General features: G+C 58.2%; 11 protein-coding genes. 8 read left to right on the forward strand and 3 right to left on the reverse strand.

Annotated features, from left to right (window positions below; all coding sequences use genetic code 11):
- Positions 1-959: 959 nt before the first annotated feature.
- From ACWTU9_RS31965 to ACWTU9_RS31975, 3 genes are all read right to left on the reverse strand, one after another.
- Positions 960-1,997, reverse strand: coding sequence for a hypothetical protein (locus tag ACWTU9_RS31965; RefSeq protein ID WP_455861799.1), 1,038 nt, complete (start codon positions 1,995-1,997; stop codon positions 960-962).
- A gap of 87 nt (positions 1,998-2,084) precedes the next feature.
- The gene (locus ACWTU9_RS31970; RefSeq protein WP_455861800.1) at positions 2,085-4,292 is read right to left on the reverse strand and encodes an extracellular solute-binding protein; all 2,208 of its coding nucleotides are present in this window, start codon (positions 4,290-4,292) and stop codon (positions 2,085-2,087) included.
- 253 nt (positions 4,293-4,545) lie between these two features.
- Positions 4,546-6,258, reverse strand: coding sequence for a caspase family protein (locus tag ACWTU9_RS31975; protein ID WP_455861801.1), 1,713 nt, complete (start codon positions 6,256-6,258; stop codon positions 4,546-4,548).
- 606 nt (positions 6,259-6,864) lie between these two features.
- Here ACWTU9_RS31975 and ACWTU9_RS31980 point away from each other — a divergent pair.
- The 8 genes from ACWTU9_RS31980 to ACWTU9_RS32015 all read left to right on the forward strand — a co-directional run bounded on the left by ACWTU9_RS31980 (position 6,865) and on the right by ACWTU9_RS32015 (position 22,530).
- The gene (locus ACWTU9_RS31980) at positions 6,865-8,496 is read left to right on the forward strand and encodes a heparinase II/III domain-containing protein (protein ID WP_455861802.1); all 1,632 of its coding nucleotides are present in this window, start codon (positions 6,865-6,867) and stop codon (positions 8,494-8,496) included.
- 97 nt (positions 8,497-8,593) lie between these two features.
- A complete protein-coding gene (locus tag ACWTU9_RS31985; RefSeq protein ID WP_455861803.1) occupies positions 8,594-9,061 on the forward strand; it encodes a hypothetical protein in 468 nt (155 codons plus the stop codon).
- Between the two features lie 8 nt (positions 9,062-9,069).
- A complete protein-coding gene (locus tag ACWTU9_RS31990) occupies positions 9,070-11,289 on the forward strand; it encodes a glycosyltransferase (RefSeq protein ID WP_455861804.1) in 2,220 nt (739 codons plus the stop codon).
- A 186-nt stretch (positions 11,290-11,475) separates the two neighbouring features.
- Positions 11,476-12,465, forward strand: coding sequence for a hypothetical protein (locus ACWTU9_RS31995; RefSeq protein ID WP_455861805.1), 990 nt, complete (start codon positions 11,476-11,478; stop codon positions 12,463-12,465).
- A gap of 88 nt (positions 12,466-12,553) precedes the next feature.
- Positions 12,554-14,977: a protein kinase domain-containing protein gene (locus ACWTU9_RS32000; protein ID WP_455861806.1), complete on the forward strand. Its 2,424-nt coding sequence runs from the start codon at positions 12,554-12,556 to the stop codon at positions 14,975-14,977.
- 1,018 nt (positions 14,978-15,995) lie between these two features.
- On the forward strand, positions 15,996-17,822 hold the full coding sequence (locus ACWTU9_RS32005; protein ID WP_455861807.1) for a DNA cytosine methyltransferase: 1,827 nt from the start codon (positions 15,996-15,998) through the stop codon (positions 17,820-17,822).
- Positions 17,823-17,995: 173 nt separating this feature from the next.
- Positions 17,996-20,425 (forward strand): hypothetical protein, encoded by a 2,430-nt coding sequence (locus ACWTU9_RS32010; RefSeq protein ID WP_455861808.1) that lies wholly within the window; start codon positions 17,996-17,998, stop codon positions 20,423-20,425.
- Positions 20,426-20,484: 59 nt separating this feature from the next.
- Entirely contained in the window at positions 20,485-22,530 is a 2,046-nt protein-coding gene (locus ACWTU9_RS32015; RefSeq protein WP_455861809.1) for a hypothetical protein, read from the forward strand.
- The last annotated feature ends 1 nt before the right edge of the window (position 22,531 follow it).

A 22,531-nucleotide genomic window follows, 5' to 3' on the forward strand; every position in this document is an offset into this window, starting at 1 on the left:
CAAGGCAATCCGAAACCTGCTGCAGAGCCGCATCGTCGCCGATACGCTCATAGAGGGGCGTGCTGCCCACGACATCAGCTAAGAGCACTGCGGCTAGACGTCTTTCCTGATCCATCGATCTCGTATCCGCACCGAGAACGCAGCGTGTATAACACACCAAAGTTGCCTTTAACTTATCTAATTGCGCGCTTGGGGGGCCGGGGCGGTGCTTCGGCGTGATCGTCTCGGACGGACAGGCGTCTGCCTTCACTCATCTCGCCAATCACGCGCTTTTCCCATCGGATCTGCACTAGGGCACCGGAAGCGGATCGTGTGCGCCTGCTTTCGGGTCGGATGCGCTCATCCATTCGCGGCTTTTGCACGGTTGGCAACGGGCCTTATCCCGCACGTCGTCTATTGTGACGTTTCCGATCACTTCGCGCACCTTGATGGGCTTGTCGTAGCGCGTGACGTTGCAGCGCGCGCAGCGGGTGCCCGCCACCTGCCCGGCGTCATGGGCATGCGTCAGGGTCCAGGCGGCTCCCCTCGGACACTTGGCGGTTGCTCGGGCATGCATCCGATGGCTTGACTCTTTGTTCTCATTTCGTTCCCTGTTGCCCACGAGCGACAAGATCAGGTTGCCAAAGCCGGAATGCGCCGCGCCGCCCGGTGTGCAGCATCATCTATGCGAGCACGACGGCTGCAGAAAGGATGCCGGATGGGGCATCGCCAAGCCGAAGCAGGAGCCACACTGGTTCTGTTTTGAGCATCGGGCCGCGGGCGAGAAATTCCTCTAGGAGCAACCGATGTCCCGCCACCAAGTCGTGCACGAACTGGAAAGCACCGCTGACCATATCGCCGACGCGTCGCGGGCGATCTGCAGGTGATGCTGCGCCGGCCCGCGCTAACACTTAGGAACGTAGCCGGCCTCAACCTCGACCCACAAACTGACGGGGCACTGACAAGCTTGGCTTCACCGCCTATCGACGCTGAACCTTGCCTGTCTCAGCGACAATTTTGGGGTTGGAGCCAATCGCTATCGTGTAGCTGAAGTTTGCCACCCCTTTTGCCTGCTTGTGTCTCGGCAGGCTGCGCACAATCCAGTCGTAGGTGCCCGACACCATGCACCGATCATTAGCGCAAGTGACCATGAGGCTGCTGTCGCGGACGTTGTAACCCCGCTCAGGCCATCGCTGGAAATAGATTCTCTTGTCCTCGATGATCGCATTCAGGTCCGTCAGTTTGCCGTAGTAGTCCACGGTTGGCGCGTAGGACGTCTGAACTTGAGCCAAAGCCATCTCCGCGTCGTCGCCATGGTGTTCTATCAGTCCCTTGATGAAGGCAATGGCAGCGCTCTCAAGCTGCTGCTTGGCGCTGACGTCGGGTACGGGCGAGGGATCGGCCCTAGTCGCTACCTGTGAGGTATCCACTGATGATTGCGTCACGGCGACATTGGTCACTCGCAACTCGGCCATTTCGCTGGCCGAAAGGTACCTCATGTCGGACTTGTCGTAGCTCAATGCCAATTCCATGAGCTTGGGGTCCACTCCCATCTCGCTCATGTATGACATGATCTGTGCTGTTCCGGCCTGAACACGAGCCACCGCTTCATCGGTGGACATTCCGCTATCCGGTGCAAAAGATGAGCGATGAACGCCAATGGAGCCTGGGTCGGCAACGCGACGAACCCCACCGATGAAGGCCAGTGAACAGGCCGAAACGCACTGCAATTGGCGAACTTGAAGCGTATCCAACCCAGCTGCGCGGATCATACGTCCCAACTGAATTGCGCTGCCGACATTGCCGCCAGCGGAGTTGAATACAATTACCCTAGCTCCGCTGCTCACGACAGCGTTGGTGAAGGCAGTCAGAGGCTCACTGTCGCCGAACTCACCGGAAACAACGAGGAGCGGCGGCTGCCCCGAAGATGAAACGGGCGTGAACTCTAGAGCCTCAACCTGAGTTGTTGCTGCTGCGACAATTGACCCAACTGCCAGAACTAGAGAAACTGCACGCACAACCTGACATAGCCCCAACCTAGCTCCCGAAAGTAAGAACCTGTTAGCGGGCTATTTCAAGAGCCCAATTTGACATGGAACTGCTCGCTATCTCTGCAATGGGACGCGGATCGCCTTCAACCGCGCGCTTATTGCTTCTGCAGCCGCCTTCGGAGAATTGTTGCCCCTGAGGGCCATATCGACTTCCTCTCTGATAGTCGAGGTGAATTCATCGTATTTCGGGCCGAGGAAGCGCGAAGGCCGTATGATGGCGTTTGTCGCTGCCGTGTACATATCCGGGAATATCGCATTCGACTTCAGCACGGCAGGGTCACTATAGAGCGCCCCAAAGGCTGGTGCGTAGCCACCTTGGATGGCCCGTTCTTTTTGAACCTCGATGCCGGCGAGAAACATCACTAGCGAGACAGCCTTCTTACGATGCAGAGAATATTTCGATACTGCCAGTTGCCAACCGCCAAGAACACCCGTGCGATTGCCCAAATTTCCGCCGCGCGGAAGCGAGGTTACGCCAACCTTCCCTCGGAGTTTGCTTGATTTTTCTTCAGCAAGGTACAGCACGTACGGCCAGTTGCGCATGAAGGCGACATTGCCATTCTGGAATTCTTGTCGCGCCGCCTCCTCGCTCAAACCCAAAACCCTTTTCGGAGCAATCTTTCCGATCCAGCCGGTCATCGTCTCCAGAGCTTGCTTGGTCGCGGCGGTATCTATGGAGAGACCACCGTTCCCATCATTTTTCACCTCACCGCCATAGGCATTTATCATTTCGAGCGCGAAGCACGTTAGCCCTTCCGCAGCGAGGCCGTTGAAAAGGAAGCCTTGAAATTTCTTGACGCCGCGCGCCCGCTCGCCCCTCTGGATTTTGGCTGCACTCTCAGCTAGCTCCTCCCAAGTCTGAGGCGGATTGAGGCCATACTTCGCCAGCAAGTCTCTTCTATAAAAAAGCAAACCGGAATCGACGAACCAAGGCATAGCGACGAGACGGTCGTTCACAACTGCGGCGTCAAGCGCATTCGGCAAGATCTCCTTCTCTACGCCATTTGAGTAGGCGTAGAGGTTGACTAAATAGTCCGAGAGCATGCCAGACCATGTTACGTCGATCTGAACTATGTCCAGATCAGTTGACTGCTGTTCGAAGCTCTTTCGATAAAGGCTGAGTCGGTCGTCCATTGACCCTGGTGCTGGGATTACCTTCACCTTGTTGCCAGTGCTTCGGGACCACGTCGCGACTTCCCGTTCACAAAATGTCAGCTCTACCCCGGGTGTTCCGCACGAAATGGTGACTGGACTGTTGTCAATAGTGTCCGCTGCGCTTTCATCGTCCACGCGCATCGCGTCTGAAACCACGAGTGCTCGTTGTAGTTCGGCCAATCTGACATGCGCCGCCGCCGACCATGGACTTCTTGGGAACTGCTGAGTGAAATGCGCGAGACTCGTCTGATCGGCAGCGATCCCTAATGAGTCCCACGCGGCATCGTCTGGCAGGGCAACCCCTTGCTTTGTCGCGGCAGCGATGACCGCCAGTTTCGGAAGTGTCCCGTAGAGAGCAGGTTGCTGAAGTCCACCCGTCGCGACAATGACTTCGTTCCGCGTGCGATTGAAAGAAGAGTCGAGATCGAGGCCGGGCTCGCGAAGAGACTTCACCAGCGAGGTGACAAACGGGCTGTTAGCAAACTGCCCACCTTCGCGGGCAAGCTGCCCTGCCTTCGCCGACAACATGACTGCAACGTCACCTGCTTGCTTGGGGGGCGCCAGGCCGCCAGCGTTGCGGTGGTCGCCAGCCTTCCGAGCCATCAAGAACGGACTGTCGCGAGATGCGTCGACAATAACAAGACGCACCTTTGTGGCCTTAGCTGTCGCTGCAGTCAGCTGGCTTAGCGAAATTGCTTCTTTTTCGACGTCCGTGTCCGTTAGGAGGCGCGTGTCCACGGGTAACATGAAGTCGTCACCGTTAACTTCGATCCCGTGTCCGGCGTAATATATAACTGCCCAGTCGGCGTGATCGGCAAGTTCCTCGAACGTTCTGATCCGCGACAAAAACCGATCTCTGGGCAGATCGGCTTCGAGCAGGACGTTAGAAAAGCCAAGTTCGGAGAATGCAGCCGCAACTGCCCTGGAATCGCGTTCAGGATCGACCAGCGGCCCCGCGGAGGCGTAGCGTGAATTACCGATAACCAACGCCACGCGTTGCTCAGAAGCTGACCCAGCCACCTTCGCGAATGCACAGTTCGGCGGGGAACCGAAACCGCACACAAAGGCAAGCATTAGAAATGTCATCAAAATGAAGCGACGGATCACCGTACTGACCTCGCATCAGCTCACAATCAACATTGTAGCGCGTTACGCGGACGCACGGAAGCCCTTTCATCTCGGCGATCGTCGCTCACTACCCGCCCCTTGCACGTTTGACTAGCCAACTACCGCTAATCTCACATATAGAACCACCATAGCAACAGCACCGACTCGTGGTCTTCAACATCTTTCAGGCGCGACGTGCGTTGTTCTGGAGGCGTCTGTCACTGTGAGATTTCGCGATCGGTTGCCGATCAAATCATCCGAAGCGGCGACGGCTCCACTGGTCCAGCCGCTCCTGAAGTTTCTGCTTCTCGCTGTCCGAGAGTATTGCATTGACCTGGTTGAGCCTCTTCTGCGCCTCCTCATTGCCTTCGCGAGACGACAGCGTGAACCAGAACGCCGCCTCCGTCAGGTTCTTCTCTGTCCCTTCGCCGGACAGATTTAGAAAACCCAGATTTATGTAAGCTGCCTGGCTGCCAAGATGGGCGGCCTGAGTGTAATACTGGTATGCGCGCCTAGCATCTTTTCGTGTACCCACACCGTCCTTGAGACAATTGGCGTAGTTCACCAAGGATGGCGCGTCGCCAAGATTCGCCCCCTTGCCGAACTCTGCAAAGGCGCGATCAGGATCTCTTCCCACGCCCCAGCCATTCAGATAGAGCAATCCGAGCTTGTCATATGCCGTGGCCCAATTCTGCGCTGCGGCCTTTTCGAACCAGAAGCGAGCTTTTTGATAGTCCTTAGCGACGCCATCGCCCCGCATATACATGAAACCTACATTTGACTGATCTTCCGGATGTCCGCGCTCCGCCGCGTAGAGGTATAGATCGAACGCCTTTTCTAGGTTCTGCTCGACACCAAGCCCCTTGCGGTAAAGGTTGCCCATATTGTGAAAGGCGCCGATGTAGTTGGCCTTCATCGCCTCCGCGTTCAGCACTGCGGCCTCCTCACCGCGGCCTGCCTTGTCCAGCGCACGCGCAAGCTCCACCTTGAAGCGCATGTTGCCGGGCTCGGTGGCAACCGCCTTCTCGCAGGCCGGGATGGCAATCTGTGGGTCAAGATTGGCATAGTCCACGCTCGGGCCGACACGCTCGGGATCGGAAGGATGGCCGGCAGAAAGATCGCATGCATTCGGCTCCTCTGCGACAGGCTTGTCCTCTTCCGGATAGAGGATGACGCTCTGCTGCAGCGCCGTGGTCTCCCAAGGGATCTGATTGCCCCCACTCGATACCACAACGCGGGCCCTGGTCATCTTGAGCACTGTATCCAAACCCTTGCCCCGCGCTTTGAAAGCGGCGGCAAGCGCGCTGGCGTAGTTGCCAGTCTTGGTCGCTACCGAGCCAGGCGCGGCGGAATACGCCAACAGAGTACCGGATGGCAAGCTTGTGACACGTGCAAGGCCGTCGCTGATCGAGTCTGCGTCCGCAATCTTGCCGCCGGCCAAAGGGTTCTTTTCAGCTGCATCGATGATGACGATCGTGGACGCCGAAGGCCTCCCGCCCAAATCATCGAGCAATTGCTCCAGCGCAATGCCGGCGGTCAGTAGATCGGCCGCTCTTGCCAGTTTCAGATCGACCGGCGCCAAATAGTTCTTCTGGTCGAACTGCAGGGCGTGACCGGCATAGTAGACAAGCAGCGTCGCGCCCTTCCCAAGTCGAGCCTTGGTCGCGGAGATCGCCTGTGCCATGTCCGCTTTTGTGACATTGGATACCATTTCGACCTCGAAGCCGATGACCTTCAAGGCATCGACGATTGTCTTTGCGTCGCTCGCTGCATCCTTGTCTACAGGCAGCGCGGCATAGGTCGTGTTGGCGATGACGAGCGCTGCGCTCTTGGCCTGTTGCGCATGGGCAAGTTGCGTCGGCATGGCAGCAAGCATGAACGCGGCGACCATGATGGATCCCCAAGGCGAGCGAAACGCGTAAATCGCCGGATGAATCCCGAGAAAAAGATCGCCGATCCAAAACAATCGCGGAACCTTCAGTTCCTCTCCTCGACGCAGCTGCCTGCATGCCTCAATAGGCCGAGCTTCCGACACGGTCGGCGGTGTGCGCCCCGGATTTATTGATAGCTACCTTATAGCAGCGACCATCTCGAGCTGCATAGCCAGGATCGCAAAGGACCGGCTTTCCCGCAGAGGTCTGACAGCCGCTGAGCGTGATCGAACCAGAAACCAGAGCCGCGACTGAAGCGAGCTTTGCAATCAAAAATCTTGCCATCGGCGTCCCCTCATCTCAGACGGCCGTGAGCGCTCCACGCACTACGAAACACTCCGAGATAGTCACCTATCGCTGTCACCCCAGAAGACCGCATATCATGTCCGCAGTCAAGATATCATGTTCGCAATTGAGAGAGAAAGACATGGCGGGAATCCTGCCGTCGCGTTCTTTTGTTCGGAGCGCCCCGTTAGCGCCAAGATTAACTCCGTCATAATTTACAATTCGGTCAAATTCGCGAAGATAACCTCGATATTGGTGAGAACACAAACAAAGCGAATCCTGAAATGATGTTTCTCGGCCCCGGCGGCGTTAACCGAATACGGCAGCGCCTCCAGCACGATGGATGGGCTCGCCAAGTGGCTGATCACCTGCTGGCCGAAGCGAACCAGATGCTGGACCTTCTGCCGGTCCGCCATACGCTCGATGAGCGCAAAGTGCTGCTCGACGTGGCGCGGCAGCTGGCCAAGCGAGTGCAGACACTTGGCGTCGCCTGGTTCGTCACTGGCGATGCAAGATATCGGACGCGGCTCGCCGATGAGCTTGTCGCTGCGGCGATGTTCCCGGATTGGAACCGGACACATTTCATCGACACAGCGGAGATCATGGCTGCCGTCGGCATGGGGCGAGATTGGATTGTTTCGTTTCTCGGAACGGACCAGCGCAGCGCCATCGACGCGGCGTTGATGAAATTTGGCCTAGTCCCGGCTCGAGAGTCTCTTCTTCTCCCCTCTGCCTGGGTCCGCTCCGCGAACAACTGGACCATCGTTTGTTCGGCAGGGTCGATCATCGCAGCCCTGGCGTTGCGGCGTTCGCAACCCGTCCTTTCACAACAGGTTATCGACATGGCCGTGGCCACACTCTCGCGCGGCCTCGACACATATAGTCCCGATGGCGGGTACAACGAAGGTCCGACATATTGGACCTATGCGACGGATTATGCGGCTTTGGCTGTGGCAGCGCTTGAGGAGGCCAAGACGCTCGGCTTTCACTCGCCAGACTCATTCGCCTCGACTTGGCGCTTCGGCATGGCAATGACAGCGCCGTCGGGCATGTTCTTCGACTATGGCGACAACGTCGCGATTCCGGATCGCTGCCATGCCTTGGGTTGGCTGGCCAATCGAGTCCGCGATCCTGAAGCGGCTGCATGGCAGCAGGAAGCTCCCGGCCCTCCTCGCCCTTTCGATCTTGTTTGGCGCGCCGACCCACCTGCGAAGCCGACAACGCGCAGGCAGAGTGCCGAAAGCTTTATTAAGGCCGGAGTCACCGTCATCCGAAGTGGAGATCTCTACGTCGCGCTCAAAGGTGGAGCGAACAACATCAACCATGCTCATTTGGATCTCGGCAGCTTTATCCTCGAGGTCGACGGCCGGCGGTTTGTCAGCGATCTTGGCCGCGACGACTACACCCTGCCAGGCTATTTCTCGCCTAATGCCCGTTTCGGTTACTTTCGAACGACCACGGCTGCTCACAACACGCTAGTGTTCGAAGACAACAACCAAGCCGCCGCGGGGCATGCCATTTTCCTCGGATCCTGCTCCGGAATTGAGGACTTCTCAGCGGCATATCGGATTGAGGATCCCGACGCGCCGTGTCATTTTGTTCGCGCCGTTGCCGTGCTGCCTGGGCGTGGCGTCGCAATCGCTGACCGAATTCTTCCCCGAGGGGACACGCCTGTTGCAGCGGATTGGCGCATCAACACCCTCGCGCAGGTCGAACTTAACGGCCCGAGCGCAACGTTGACGCTTGGAAACAAATCGGTCGTCTTGCGGGTCACTGGCCTAAAGGGGGCGGACTTAGCCGCAGAGCGCGTCGCGACCCAGCCGCGGGAAAGCGACAACGATGCATTCACCCGGGTGCTTTGTCGATTCCGTGTCGGAGGCGAACCCGCCCAGCTGAATGCTCTCTTTGCGGCGAACCCATCCGATGAAAATGACGTGGCGCATGTCGGAAGGCGGCTCCAAGACTGGCTTGCTTCGTTGAACCCGTGAAATCCGCGTCGCAACACCAGCGTTTGACAGTCTGAAGCTCGCATTGGTACGCTAACTCAGCGGACAGTCGCCAGTCTTTCGGTCGCGAGAACAACCAATGCAAAAACTCTTCTCGATGCTGCGCCAGTTCTCCAAGCCGAGGGGCAAGACACTGGCTGACGACGAACCTTACATCTACCGGTCGAGAGGTCTTCTCGACACGGTGCTGGTTGTCGTTATTGGCGTTGAGGCAAAGCTTGTCCCGGAGATCATCGAAACAATCAAAAAGAAATTCCCGAAGGCCGACAAGCTCGTCTTTTTGACTGACGACAGCGACTTCACCGCGTTTCGCGAACAAGCCGTTGCGTTTGAATATATGCCACCCCTCGTCGAACAACGCGTCCATGCCGCTGACATGCCCTGGCAGTCTTATCTGCGGGAACGATGGGGCCTGCTTCTCGCGAAGTGGAAGCCGCGGCTGATCCTGTCCTACGGCATGAATATTGACGCGTTTCTCGCAGCTGCGCCTACGAGCATCCCGCCGCAGACAGCAGCTGCGCCTACGAGCATCCCGCCGCAGACATAGGCTTCCTCATGATGAAGCTCGACGTCGTCTTCATTGCAGATGTGCGCTTTGAAGGCGGCACGTCGACTGCGCTTGCACTGGAAATCAGGGAGGGAAGGCGCGCCGGCCTGAAGATCGGCCTGCTGGCGGTCAAGGGCCCGCTGCTCGGCCACCCCTTTCCCATGCACCCCGACCTCAGGTCTTTGATCGACAGCGGGGGGGTCGAGCGCATCGACCCCGAGTCCAAAGTCGAAGCCGATCTCGTCCTGCTTCATCATCCGACGATTGTCAGCAATCGTTTTACCAGTCGCCTGCGTATCGCCACACAGAAACTAGTCGTCGTACTGCACCATCCGGTATTCGATCGCGCCGGCAAGATTCAGTACGATCTCGATCGGGTCGTCGCCAACTGCTGCGCAGCGTTCGACACCGATGTCATGCTCGCGCCCGTCAGCCAGATCGTGCGGCATTCGCTGCCGCGCAGCCTGCCGAAGGGCTCGACCGTCATTGAGCAAGACTGGATCAACCTGATTCACATGGCCGACTGGCCACCGCGCCCGCCGCGCGCCCCGTCGACGCCCGTCGTCATCGGACGTCACGCCCGGCCGGACAAACAGAAATGGCCGGACAATGTTGCCGACGCCATCTGCGCCTATCCCCCGGATGGCAGCGCCTATCGGATCCGCATACTGGGCGGGGGCCCGTTCCTAGAGGAAATGTATGGCCCGCCGCCCCCCAACTGGGAGATACTGCCTTTCTCATATGACGGCGTCGCCGAGTTCCTGCACGGACTGGATTTTTATGTCTATTTTCACAGCGCCGCATGGTCGGAGGCGTTCGGTCGGACCATACTCGAGGCGCTCGCCGTCGGACTGGTCGTGATCCTGCCCGCGCATTTCTGCAAGCTGTTCGGAGATGCTGCCGTCTATGCAAAGCCGTGCGAGGTCAAGGCCACCATCGCTCGCTTCGTAGACGAAACCGCACTTTATGTCGAACAGTCGGAAAAGGCGCGGAAGTTCGTCGCAGACCATCACCGGTCGGAATTGTTTGCTCGAAGGCTGAACGAGTTGTTCGGCATTCCGACGCAGAAACAGGGATTGAAGGGCTCTAATGCCCTGATGTCGGCCTTGCCCGTGCGTTCCGTGCTGTTTGCTTCTACCAACGGCATTGGGATAGGCCATCTGGCCCAACAGATGGCGATCGCCCAACGGCTGACGCCGGATCTCAAGGCCGTCTTCGCAACCATGTCCTATGCTATGAAACTTGCGACGGACGCTGGATACCATGCGCACTTCCTACCACACCATCAAGGTATAGGTGCTGATCCTCAGGACTGGAACCTCGTGCTAGCCGAGGAGCTCTTCGACCTTTTTACGCATCTGCGACCGCGAGTCTTCGCCTACGACGCATCCGCCGTATTCGGCGGCGTCATATCAGCGCTAGCAACGCATCCGAACATCTATTCGGTATGGGTGCGCCGACCGATGTGGCGCGAAATCCACCGTGGGTTTCTGGAGTGTGCCCGCAGCTTCGATGCCGTCATCGAGCCAGGCGAACTGGCGGACGATTTCGACCATGGCCCGACGAGGGCAATGAAGGAATGGGCCTATATTGTCCCGCCGGTACTGCTGCTCGCGCCGGACGAGCGGCTTGAACGAGCGGCAGCGCGACGATTCCTCAACCTTCCCGATGACGCAACGGTGGTTGCACTGCAGCTAGGGTCGGGCACGAATTTCGACATGCGACCGGTCCGCGAGGCAGTGGTAGGCGCCGTTCTGGCGCGGCCGGACACGATCATCCTCGATTTGCGATCACCGATCCGTGCTGACTTCACGCCTGACCCGCCGCGCGATCCGCGTCACCGCATCATCGAGCTTTTCCCGTCGTTCCGCTATAGCCGGGCGTTCGACGCTGCGGTCGCGGCTCCCGGCTACAACACCTTCCACGAGAACATTCTAGGCTTGGTCCCTTCGCTCTTTGTCCCTAACGAGGCTAACAACATGGACTTGCAGCTGAGCCGCGCTCGCTGGGCAGAATTGTCCGGCATGGCTTTGCTGTTGCGCGGGGATTTCGATTTGTCGCGAACGGGCGACCTCGTCACGCAACTGCTGGATCCCATAGAACGTGCAGCAATGGTGACGCGCTGCCGCAAGCTCGAATGGAGGAACGGCGCGGATGACATAGCCCGCTTTATCGAGGACCATGCGAGGATTGTGCGGACGGACTGGGACGTCTCGAGACACAGCTGACCGCAAACCACAGACGCATTGCTGGGGTTTTCTAGAAGCCTTTTGCGCGACTTTGGGAGACTTACGATCACGGAAAAGCGAACCATTTACTTTTTGTCTTCCAATGGCGTCGGTCTTGGTCACCTTACGCGACAGCTAGCTGTCTCGCAGCGTATGGGTCCGCACTGGCGACCGCTTTTCCTGACCATGTCCTATGCCGCCGCGCTGGCCTCGCAAGGTGGCCATCCGACCCTGTTCATACCACATCATTACGCGCTCGGCACCGATCCCGACGATTGGAATCCGCAGCTAGAGCTGGAACTGGAGCTGCTGATCCGATACGCGCCACCGGCGGCCCTGGTCTACGATGCCACCGCCGTCTACGGTGGCGTGATCGAGACCATGGCACGTCATCACGACATCTATTCGGTGTGGTTGCGCAGACCGATGTGGAGCGAGATGCACCGCAAATTCCTTGCGCTGTCCCATCGTTTCGACGCCGTCATCGAGCCCGGTGAACTGGCCGACGAGGTCGACGAGGGTCCGACCAAGGAACATCAGCACCAGGTTCATCGCGTCCCACCCGTGCTCTTGCTCGCACCCGAAGAACGGTTAAAACGCGAACAAGCACGAAGGGAACTGGCGCTGCCTGAGGGCGCGATCGTGGTCGCGCTGCAGCTTGGTTCCGGGACCAATTTCGACATGCGGCCAGTACGCGAAGCGGCGATCGCGGCGTTGTTGCGCCGTCCTGAAGTGGTTGTTCTCGACCTACGATCGAGTGTCCGCCCGATAGGCGGCGCCAAAATCCCGACTGAGCCGAGGCACCGGGTGATCGACCTGTTCCCGGCATTTCGCCACAGCCGCGCCTTCGATGCGGCGGTCTGCGCGCCTGGCTACAACACTTTCCACGAGAATATCCTTGGCGGGATTCCCACGCTCTTTGTTCCCAACGAAGCAGAAGGGATGGATCAGCAGCTCAGCCGGGCGCGCTGGTCGGAGCAGCGGGGTATGGCGTTGCTGCTGCGCCGCGACGATCATCTCGCCGGCGCAGACCCGTCGATCGAACGGCTTCTCGATTCGACGGAACGGCAAAGAATGGCGGAGCGCTGCAACGAGATCGTCTGGACGAACGGCGCAGACGCCATCGTACGGTTCATCGAGGAACATGCGATCGCCGCCCAGCGCAAAACCGTCTGACAGTGGCACATCATGATGTTAGTATCATGAACCGGGCTAGGCTATAGATGCGTCGGGCACCCGTCCGCTGCGCAACTTTTGGGCGATGATGGCGTCTTTCGAGCAAACGCGCATTCACTCAACGAACCGGTTCAACCCCGGTGTGCGCCTCAACGACACCTATCAGCTGGACGAACACCTTGCGTCGGGCGGGATGGGCGATGTGTACCGCGGCCACAATATCGAGACCGGCGAGCCGGTCGCCATCAAGACGGTGCGTCCCGAACTGGTCGGCGACGAAAAGGTCTTCGAGTTGTTCCGAAAGGAGGGCACGATCCTCGGCCGCCTGAATCATCCGACCATCGTGCGCTACTATTCCTTCTCTCGGGATCCCAAGATCGGGCGACCTTATCTGGTCATGGAGTTTGTGGAAGGGCAGTCCCTGGCCGAACGCCTGAAGGCGGGCCCCCTTTCCTTGGAGGAGACACGACAACTATTTGGTCCGGTGGCCGGCGGACTGGCGCTGGCCCACAAGGCGGGCGTAATCCATCGCGATCTGTCGCCAGACAACATTATCCTGCAGCATGGCAATATGACTGACCCCAAGATCATCGATTTTGGCATCGCACGAGCCGCCAGCTCCGGGGAACACACTATTCTCGGCGCCAGCTTTGCTGGAAAGTTCAGCTTCGTCTCTCCCGAACAACTTGGTCTGCTTGGCCGCCAGGTGACCAACCGTTCAGACATCTACAGCATGGGGCTGGTGATGGCGGCCGCGCTGCGCGGCAAGCCGCTCGACATGGGCTCGTTCCCCGCTGACGTGATCGAGAAGCGCGGCACGGTGCCCGATCTCAGCGATATCGACATCAGCCTGCGGCCACTGCTGGCAGCAATGCTGCAGCCCGATCCCGAAAACCGGCCGCACAGCATGACGCAGATCGCCCATTGGCTGCAGCTGCCAGCAGACGTAGCCGAGGCGCCCTCGCTTGAGGCCACCATTCCCCGCGCTTTCGGTCAACCCGCCCAAGGCGTCCTGTCCGAGGCCCAGAAGCGCAGCTCTCCTGCTGTGATGGCTAGTCTTGAGGATTCCTCGCAGCAGGCGCACGATGACCCGGCGCGCGTTGCTATCCAAGCCGGGGCCACCACCGATCCGGTTAGAAGGCCGGCTTTGGCTAATGCTCAGTTCGTAGAGCATGTTCCGCCGGTGCTGAAGGGCCGTACGATTTTCCGGGCGCAGGAGAGCAAGTCTGCCGCGAAAATTACCAGGAGCGTGGGACTGTCACGAACCGGCCTGCTCGCGGGCGTATTTCTCGTAATCACAGCTATCGCCGGCACAGGCGCATATTTCTCGGGATTGATTGATTTTGGAAATGGCAAAACCGATCTCACAGAGAACGGCGACAAAGCATCTGATGTTGGCTCAGGCGGCAACGGATCTCCATCATCCGCCAACAGCCAAACTGTTCAGCCGACCCCACCCACCGCCAAGCCACCCAGCGCCAATACCCCGGTCAATAGGCACACCACGCCGACCGGTTCGGGACTGGCCAGCGTCAACACGACGGCAAATCAGCAGACCCCACCCACCGCCCAGCCGCCCGGTACCAATTCCGCGGTTAGTCAGCACCCGACGCCGACCAGCCCGGAACACCCCAGCGTCAACACCCGGGCAAATCAAGAGGAAGCCTTCGCTCGTTCGGATCGGCCCCTTGCCAGCAGCGAGGTTATCCATGACAGCACCGCCACGGGCGCGGGACAAGTCGAGGAGGGCAAGCTGAAGGCTGTGAAACCAAGCGCAGATGGCGCTGGCAATATGGGATTGAGCTCCGGGCCAGTCGCATCGGCGAAGGAACAGAGCGACGGCGGCACGACGCAACCTTCTGTCGCGCTCAACAAGAACGCTACGTCCGACGAGACAAATTCAGCCTCAGCACTTAACCCAGACGAATGCTTCTTCGCCTCAATCATAGCCCAATCGGACAACGCGATGGCGATCAAGGGCATCGGCCTCTCGATGGCGCCATTCGATCGTATTAAGTCCGCGCTCGCCTCATCGGGCAGTGGCAACGCTCACATAGACGGCCACATCATTAAAGCCCCCCAATGTCCGATCACAGCCTTTCTCAAGACAATCAACGATTCGACCAGTGACAACCCGAACCTGAACTTCACCAGGCTTGGCAGCGTGAGCGGAGGCGAAGTTGCCGGCACCGTCACCAACGTCGGTTCGCGGATGCTTCATCTCTTTGCAGTCGACGGAAAAGGAACGGTCTTCGATCTGCAAGACGATACGACTACCGCCAACACCACATCGCTGTTCAAAATGACTCTTAACGGTCCGCACTCAAACTTTATGCCGCCGGGGATCATCGTCGCGCTGACGAGCATCAGAGCGATCGATCTGAGCCGAGCTGGCGCTGCAGCTTCCGGTTTGCCCGCATTGGCCGAAACACTGGCGAGGCGTGGCGACGTGACCGGAGTAGACTTTGGTTTTTTTTCATACGACGAGGAACAACGCTCAAGCGCTCAGTAGAATCTGTTCCTGGTTGCCGTTTCTCTGGCAAGAACCTGGACGAAGCCGCGAGGCCATTAGCGGGGCAAAACCTGGCCAAGCCCGGTTCGTACTCCACTCCGTTGGGCCGCAGCTGACTGAGTTAGGCGATCAATACGGCAGGTATCACCAAAGGAAGCGGGTTCCGCTCTGGCTCGCGGCGAAGGTAGCCGCGCGCCTCCCAGGCCAGAAGCGCCCCCGGTCGTTTTGCCTTCTCCTGAGGGCGAGACTGCATCGGTCGCGCGAGCCGTTTTTATCTAATGCAGCCCCCCTTTCCTCCTCCATGAACTCTACGGCAACTTCGTTGAACTCGCCTCGCGCTAGTGCATCAAGATCGAGATTTCCAGCTTCCGCCTTGCGTCGCAGCGCGCGGAGATCCTCGACCCATTGTTTGACCACCGTTAGGTCACGCGACAGATACCCGCGCGGGCACGGAGATCCGACCTTGCGCCATGCTGCAAACAACAATTTCAGCAAAGTTCGCTTCGGCGTGGCCTCGTACTTGAACTGCCTGTAAAATCCACTCTTTGTTGGCTGCTTTAAGCGCCGCAACTAGCATTGGCGCCGAGGACGCGCCTCCCGTACCGGTCGCGAGATGGGCGCAGATGAGGATGCGTTGACAGGCAATGCTGCTGCAGTTCATGTTAACGTCGGGCGCTCTGATTATTCTTGCGCTTTAGACCGAGCGTCGCCGATAGCAGAAGAGTGTTTCATCGATAGTGGGTCTCACGATGTAGCGGTCTACCGACTTGAGCCCCCGACGAGCTGTGACGCCTAGTGCGTCAAATCAGCAAGTTCAATCGGATCGGGTATGCGCACCTCGCGAGCGAGCAGCCCCGCTCTGACGCAGGCGGCGTTCGCGGGGGGAAAAAGGGCCAAGACCATCTTTCCCCTCGTTTGAACCAGCGAGGTCGGAAAGGTGGCAAATCAGGGCATTTTGCCGACTCGACGAGCCTCGAAAACTCGGCTACTCTCATGCAATTGCGCCGGGGTCGTTTCGATGCGTCAGGTAGGAATCGATCTGTACTCGGGCTGTGGCGGCATGTCAGCTGGCGCCTGCGCCGCGCTGCCTGATCTCGAGATCAAGTGGGCCCTCGACATTGACGAGTATGCCACGAAAACCTTCGCGAGAGTTCATCCAAAGGCAGTCATCGATTGCAGAGACGTTGCCGAAGTTTCAGCCACCGATATTCTTGAGCGGGCGACAATCGACCGCATCGATTGGTTCTTCGCGGGGCCGACCTGCCAGGCCGTAAGCACGATGGGAATCTTCCACCCCGACGACCCCCGAAACGCCCTCTTCGTGCACTTCTTGAGGCTTTTGGACGGCTTCATCACCGCCGGCCGTCGCCCGGACAAAATCGTTTTGGAAAACGTGCCCGGCGTCGTCTACTGCAAGAACGTCACGATCGTACGCGAATTGTTCCGAGCTCTAGAGGCCCGCGACTACTACGTTTTCGCAGATGTTTTAAACATGGCCGAGTACGGGCTGCCGCAACTTCGCAATCGGTTCATCTTAGTGGCCACATCAGATGCGATCCCAGCCACATTTCCTCAACCCAAGCGCTCGGAAGATGCAAGCGTCGGGCTCCCCTCATATCTCAGTGTGCGTGATGCAATCGGCGACCTATTTGATATAGCGCCGAACAATAGCACAGGTATCGTCAAGACAAATTCCGAGCGCGTCGGCGGCGAGTTCGCAGCTTTCGTACAAAGACCAAACCAAACGGTCGCGTGCCACTGGGGAGCGAATGTCTCGGACATCAATCGGCGACGTATAGCTAGCGTACCGCAAGGCGGCTCATGGAAGGACATCCCACAAGATCTCTTGCCCGATCGTTTTCGGCGAGTACGGCTTACAGACTACACCACACTCTACGGAAGGCTGCATGAAGACGATCCAGCCTATACAATCTCGGCAGGTTTCGCGAACGTAACCTCAGGCTGCTTCACCCATCCCAGAGAAGATCGATCGCTGACCGTGCGGGAAGGAGCCAGGCTTCAAGGTTTTCCAGACGACTTCGAATTTGTCGGCCCGCGCTCGGCGCAATACCGGCAAGTCGGCAACGCGGTGCCTCCATTCTTCATGGCTCAGGTCGTTGAGCATATTGCTGCGGGCCAACATGGCATTCCTGCGCGGATCACTTCTGCCGCGTTGAATACAGGCAAAGCGCTTCCTCCACTGGTACGGCGTTTCAAAACGAAAAAATCGGAATCATCCCGTTCGTTGGGCGGCTACGGAGGAGGAACGTACTGGCCTCTAGGCTGGGGAGAACGTCTAACCGTGGACGAATTGATCAAGAGCGGCAATCGGCTTCATGACGTCCCCCTACGATATCGGCGTCGCGACGAATGGCGCGTTGATCGCGATCAATTTTCTCAGCATGACTTGCTGACCCTCTATAACTCGCCAGGTAAACTTGCGGCATTGTCGGATCGGGTCCTCGCGGTCCCACTGATCGCCGCTGGTCGAACCGACCCGATCGACCATGCCCTCGTGAAACTTCTCGCATCTATCAGTTCGCTTCCTGGGCAAATCGATATTGAACTGCCCGTCGAGTATCTCAGAACGCGGATCGAGCTCCTATGGACGTCTCTCAAGCAACAGAATGCCGGCGGCCTGCCTCACATGGATAAGCGAGCGCGGTCCGGAGTCGTGCGGCTAGTTTCCGCGAAGGGTGAAAGATCCGCTGCAAGGCTGAGCTTTGGTGAACTTGCCAGTAGCAAGGCTGCGGAGGATGGCGCATCGCTCGTGCTCGTACTGGATGCGCCTCGACACGACTGGATCGCATTCCACTCCCAAGCCACGGCAACCGCTTCAGCCTAGAGGCAAAGCCTGCCCCCGCTGGATGGTCATTTCAAAAATAATATTTTTCGGATGTTGCAATCGCGACGTTCTCGGACTTCAATTTACTTTAACTGAGAGCACATTCATGTGCCAACGACTGATTTGGTTGGAAATTAGGGGGGATCGTGGGTCTATCCGTCGAGGAGAACTGCTTGGACCGTTTCTTTCTCGGCCCCGGCAGCATGGGCCCCATTTATGGCGTCCAAGTCTCAGACGATGACTTGATCGAGTTGTTCGAGACAACAGATGTCGAAAGCGCCGCCTCTGCCTTTATCCGCGCTTTGCCTCACCCAAACCGGATCGCTCAAATTATCGATGGCGAGATTCGTCCCCCCTTCTGCGATGGCAAACCAGATTTCGTCCGGATACTCGTTTTCCTATGCTGGATGCAGGTCACAGGTCTGAGACAACAAGCCGACCGAAATTTTCGAGACATCCTAGAAGGATATTTCAACCATCGATTTCAGGGACTGGGGGGAATAAATCGACTTTGGTCGACATTGCAGGAATTCCTCGAGACAAAACATTCGGTGCGTCTCGAGTTGCCTAGCGCGTTGCCGCATTCGCGCATCGGGCGGACAATTCGGATTAGCTTTCCAACGTGGCGCGACCAGAGGGTCCTTGCAAAGCTGCATGCGGCGATCGAAAGTCGGTACCAACTCAACGAACTCGTGATCGGGAATCGGATACGAAATTCACAAACGTTCGCCGGTTCGCCAATTTCGTTCAAGTATGCCTTCGAACAGTGGGACCTAGCCCGGCTAGAAGGGGATCTGGCGGCGGCCGACATGCCGTTCTGGCGAGCATGGCGGGAGACGCTCCAGGGGTCTGGTCAGAACGAACTCGAGGCGATCGAGAGCGAGTATGGTGAGATCGAACTTTTCTCTGTCGCCCCGGATGGTCGCACCAGCCCTGTCATCGACCTAATGGCATATGAAGACCGTCTAAGACCTGAATTGTGGGCCTTCGTCAAGAAGGGCTGGGTGTTCATGGACGACCTCGGCCTCGGACGTTTCCGATCCAATACCAAGCCGGGATCGCCGACATTGTTGGTGACCGCAGCGCACCTAGCCAAATTCCACCCGAGTGCGGTTCGGTCAGTACGATCGCTAATAAATGGATGGTCGCTCGTCACGTTCATCAACAATGGAATGCCCGAGCAACGGCAGACGTCCTCCGTCCCGACCTCCTTGCGATGGATCGAAGGGATTAGGGTGGGCGGAGCGCTCTTGGGGAGGGCACCACTCACTCCAGCACTTCAATTCACGGGTGAGATTTGGCCGGAGGTGACGGTGGAAGCAGCGAGCATCTCCTGCAACGTTGTCGATGGAAAGCTGACGCTCCCGTTCGGGACCTATCGGGGGCGACTTACGGGAACGCTCGACGGCATTCAACGGTCGGTGAATCTTGTGGAACAGGCCAGCGAATCCGACTCCGGTTCCATACAAATTCTCGATGACCAGAATGAATTCAGCGAAGATGGTCCGCTGTTCGGAACTATACCAACTGACATACCTGGCCCATCCGCTTTTTGGCCTGGCGCGCGGTACACAACAAACATGCTTCTCGGCACTATCTGCGAAGGCCTCTATGCCAAATCGACGCGAGGCCTTGCTATGTCAACCGCGGTTGGGATCATCGCCCGAGTGGTCAGAACTGTCGCAGACTGCCCATCCCCTTGGATGATCCTTCGAGCCCTGTCCGACGCGGGCTGGTTCGATCTCACTATACTGCGGCACGTGCCGGCACGCCGCCTACTTCTCAGACCCACGACCGTATCCATCCTGCCGACGGACCTGACACGCGGTTGGATCGACGGACCAACACCAGGTGCAGTGCAAGCTCGACTTGCGGCGACTGCTGTTGCCTGTGGTGGGACTTTCGAAAGCGTTGGGGCTATCGGGGAGTGGGGATTGCCGCGATTTTTCGTTCGCTTCGCAACCGCGTCACACCTCGAAGAGTTCGTCGCTCGCTCACGTCTGGGAAAGTGCGTCAAGGGCTCGGCTGCAACACCGGTGAACACGCTGGACGAGAAGCTAACTCTAGAAGGCTACGCCGTCAGCGCCGCATGGAACCAGTTGACTGGGTTCTTCGATCGAGTGGCCGATGTTCCGGCGACCGGCTTGATCCGATACGAGCGCACCGAGGGAAACGCTTCCCATGTGTTCAGCTCGCGATTGGCCGGCATGCCCGAGACACGCGTTCGGTCGCCCTCCCTTGCGATCCTGGCGCATATTTCAAGAATGTCAGTCTCTACCATGTGCGTCCGGAAGAACGTATTGGTCGCGAAAGCGCCTCGGTTGTTCTTGCCGACATCTTGGGCGCGTTGGCTCGCAGCCAAGGTCTCATGCAATCCTGCGGCAGTACAAATCGACGGACGGTGGGACTACCTATATCCAATCGACGAAACCTCTTTGCGAGCACTATCGAGCCTACTGAAGATCGATAGTGCAACGATGGACTCGACCTCCATCTGGGTTCCCTATTTCAGCAACTCTCGAACAAGGCGGGATCGATCGGTCTTCGATGGCAAGAGCGGCATGACGCTAGCCAATCGAGCGTGTCACAGGTCCCCAGCATGAGCCTCCCACTAAACAGCGCGATCGTTCGAGTCAAAGTGGTTTTGGGCTCAGACTCGGTCTTGATCTCCGACATCACAGAGCATACCGAACCGATGCTCGCCGACCGAGTTGTTCGCTCGTCGCTCCTGGCCCGAGGGGGCCCAGATAGTTTTTGGCGTGTTTCAGGAGAGAGTGCTGAGCCGAAGCCTAAATCAACGACGAAAAGAGACAAGCGTTCGCTCTCCTCGCCGCTCATGAGCGGCGAGAGCGTCTCCTTTCCGATCTTTGACGGCAGCAAGCCAAGACCACTGCCGTCAAAGGTATTCGGGCTACCAGCGATCGAAGCTCGGACCGACTTCAAATCGTTCAAAGAAGTCACCAGGCTTACCGTTGGTTACAGACCCGATCGAGAGGTGGCTACGGAACTCATTGATGCTCTGATCGACGGAACGCTGAAGTCGCCCATCAAGGGTCGGGTGGATGCGATCGACCTCGGGCAGGGCTATTGGCTACGCGATACCGAGTTCACCGAAAGAAGCGGCACATATCGGTTCGCCACCGACATCAAGAAATTCGCCGTACCTGTTGTCACTTTGCCAATCGAGACGTCAATTATTCCTGCGGGCTCGAATATCGTTCTGTTTCCAGAGCCTCCACTGTTCGAACACCGCGGAACCAGGGACTTCCGTGCCGAGGAGGAAGTGCTCGAGTCGGCAGACGCATGGTTAGCTCGTATCTCAGAATCGCTGAAGTCAACGAATGAGGATCGGGCCAGGATCGCAGAACTGCGCGAGTTGCTCACAAGATACGCCGAAGAGACCGTCGGCGATCATCAACTGAACGACCTGTTCGCCACCCTGACAACCTTAGAACAACGCCCAGCGCTAGTTGATGCCCTCCCCGAGATCCTCAATCGCAATGCCGCTTGGTCAGTCAGGGTTCAGGCAGCGACGGATCAGGAGGTCGAGCGCAAGCTCAACGCGCTGGAATCTCTTTTCAAGGCGGAAGCGCTTGAAAAACAAGCTGCGATCGATGCGCTCGATGGCGTCCTGAGGGAACGGGAGGCTCAACTCTCTCGGCTCGGTGAACGAGAACGAGCGTATCGGGACGCCTTGGCAGACGTCGAGGAAAGGGTGAGCGACAAGATTGAGTCGGTCATCAAGAAACGTATGGCCGAGATCAAAACCGAGCCGTGGGTGGAGCGCGAAGAATGGCTTAACCTGAAAAGCGAGGTCGAACGCATCAGGGACGCAAGCAGGCTAGAAGTCGAGCCCGTTCCAACCGAATCGCCCGTAGTCCACGACATTCGTCTGATCTCACCGCGGGACATCCTACCTCGTCCGAAACGCATCGCTGCGTTGCGGGCGCTCTCTTCTGCACTGTCCATCGATGAAGCCAAGCTGTTGCTCGGGATCGCGCTTGGCGGTGCCGGGCTGCTTCCTGTATTCGTTGGATCCGACCCCGACGTGGTGGCATTGGCCTTGGCACGGAGCATTTCCGATCAAGCTGTCGCAATCTTCTGCGACCCGACATTGGTTTCTTTGCAGGACTTGTTCGTTCCGACCGTGACGCGCGCGACAGGTCTAACTATTGCGATCGAAACCGCAAAGGCACATCCTGACATACTCGTTGCGGTAGCCCTTTGCGGTCTCACAAAGGCTCCCTGCGAATTCTGGCTGCCGGCGCTCTTAGATGGCCAGCGATCGGGCTATTTCCCGCAGAACCTGAGGCTGTTTGCGACCGTATCGTCAGATGGGATCAGAGTGCCCCTGCCCAGCTCTCTGCTTCGCGCAATCGTTCCTATCGACATCGGTGTCGATCGGTCCCGGTTGGTCGATCTACCGCCATCTTTGACGCCGGCGGGAGCATGGCCGGCCTTGCCCGCTGTGCAGACTGAAGAGTCCAAGAACCTGCGTGTCGGACTTCAAGACCTGCTCGAGGTCTCAGATCGAACGACAATTGCGTTCCTCGAAAAGATATCCAACGACTGCCAAGCATCCGTCGACATCGCCGCGATCGACCTTGTTGCCGCGCTCAAAGACTGCCTTGATTGGCTCGCGGCCGTTCGTGGACCGACTTCGCCACAGCACCCAAGCACCAAGTATTTTCAGCAATTCGAGGATTGAA

Source organism: Mesorhizobium sp. 128a (genome assembly GCF_053848025.1).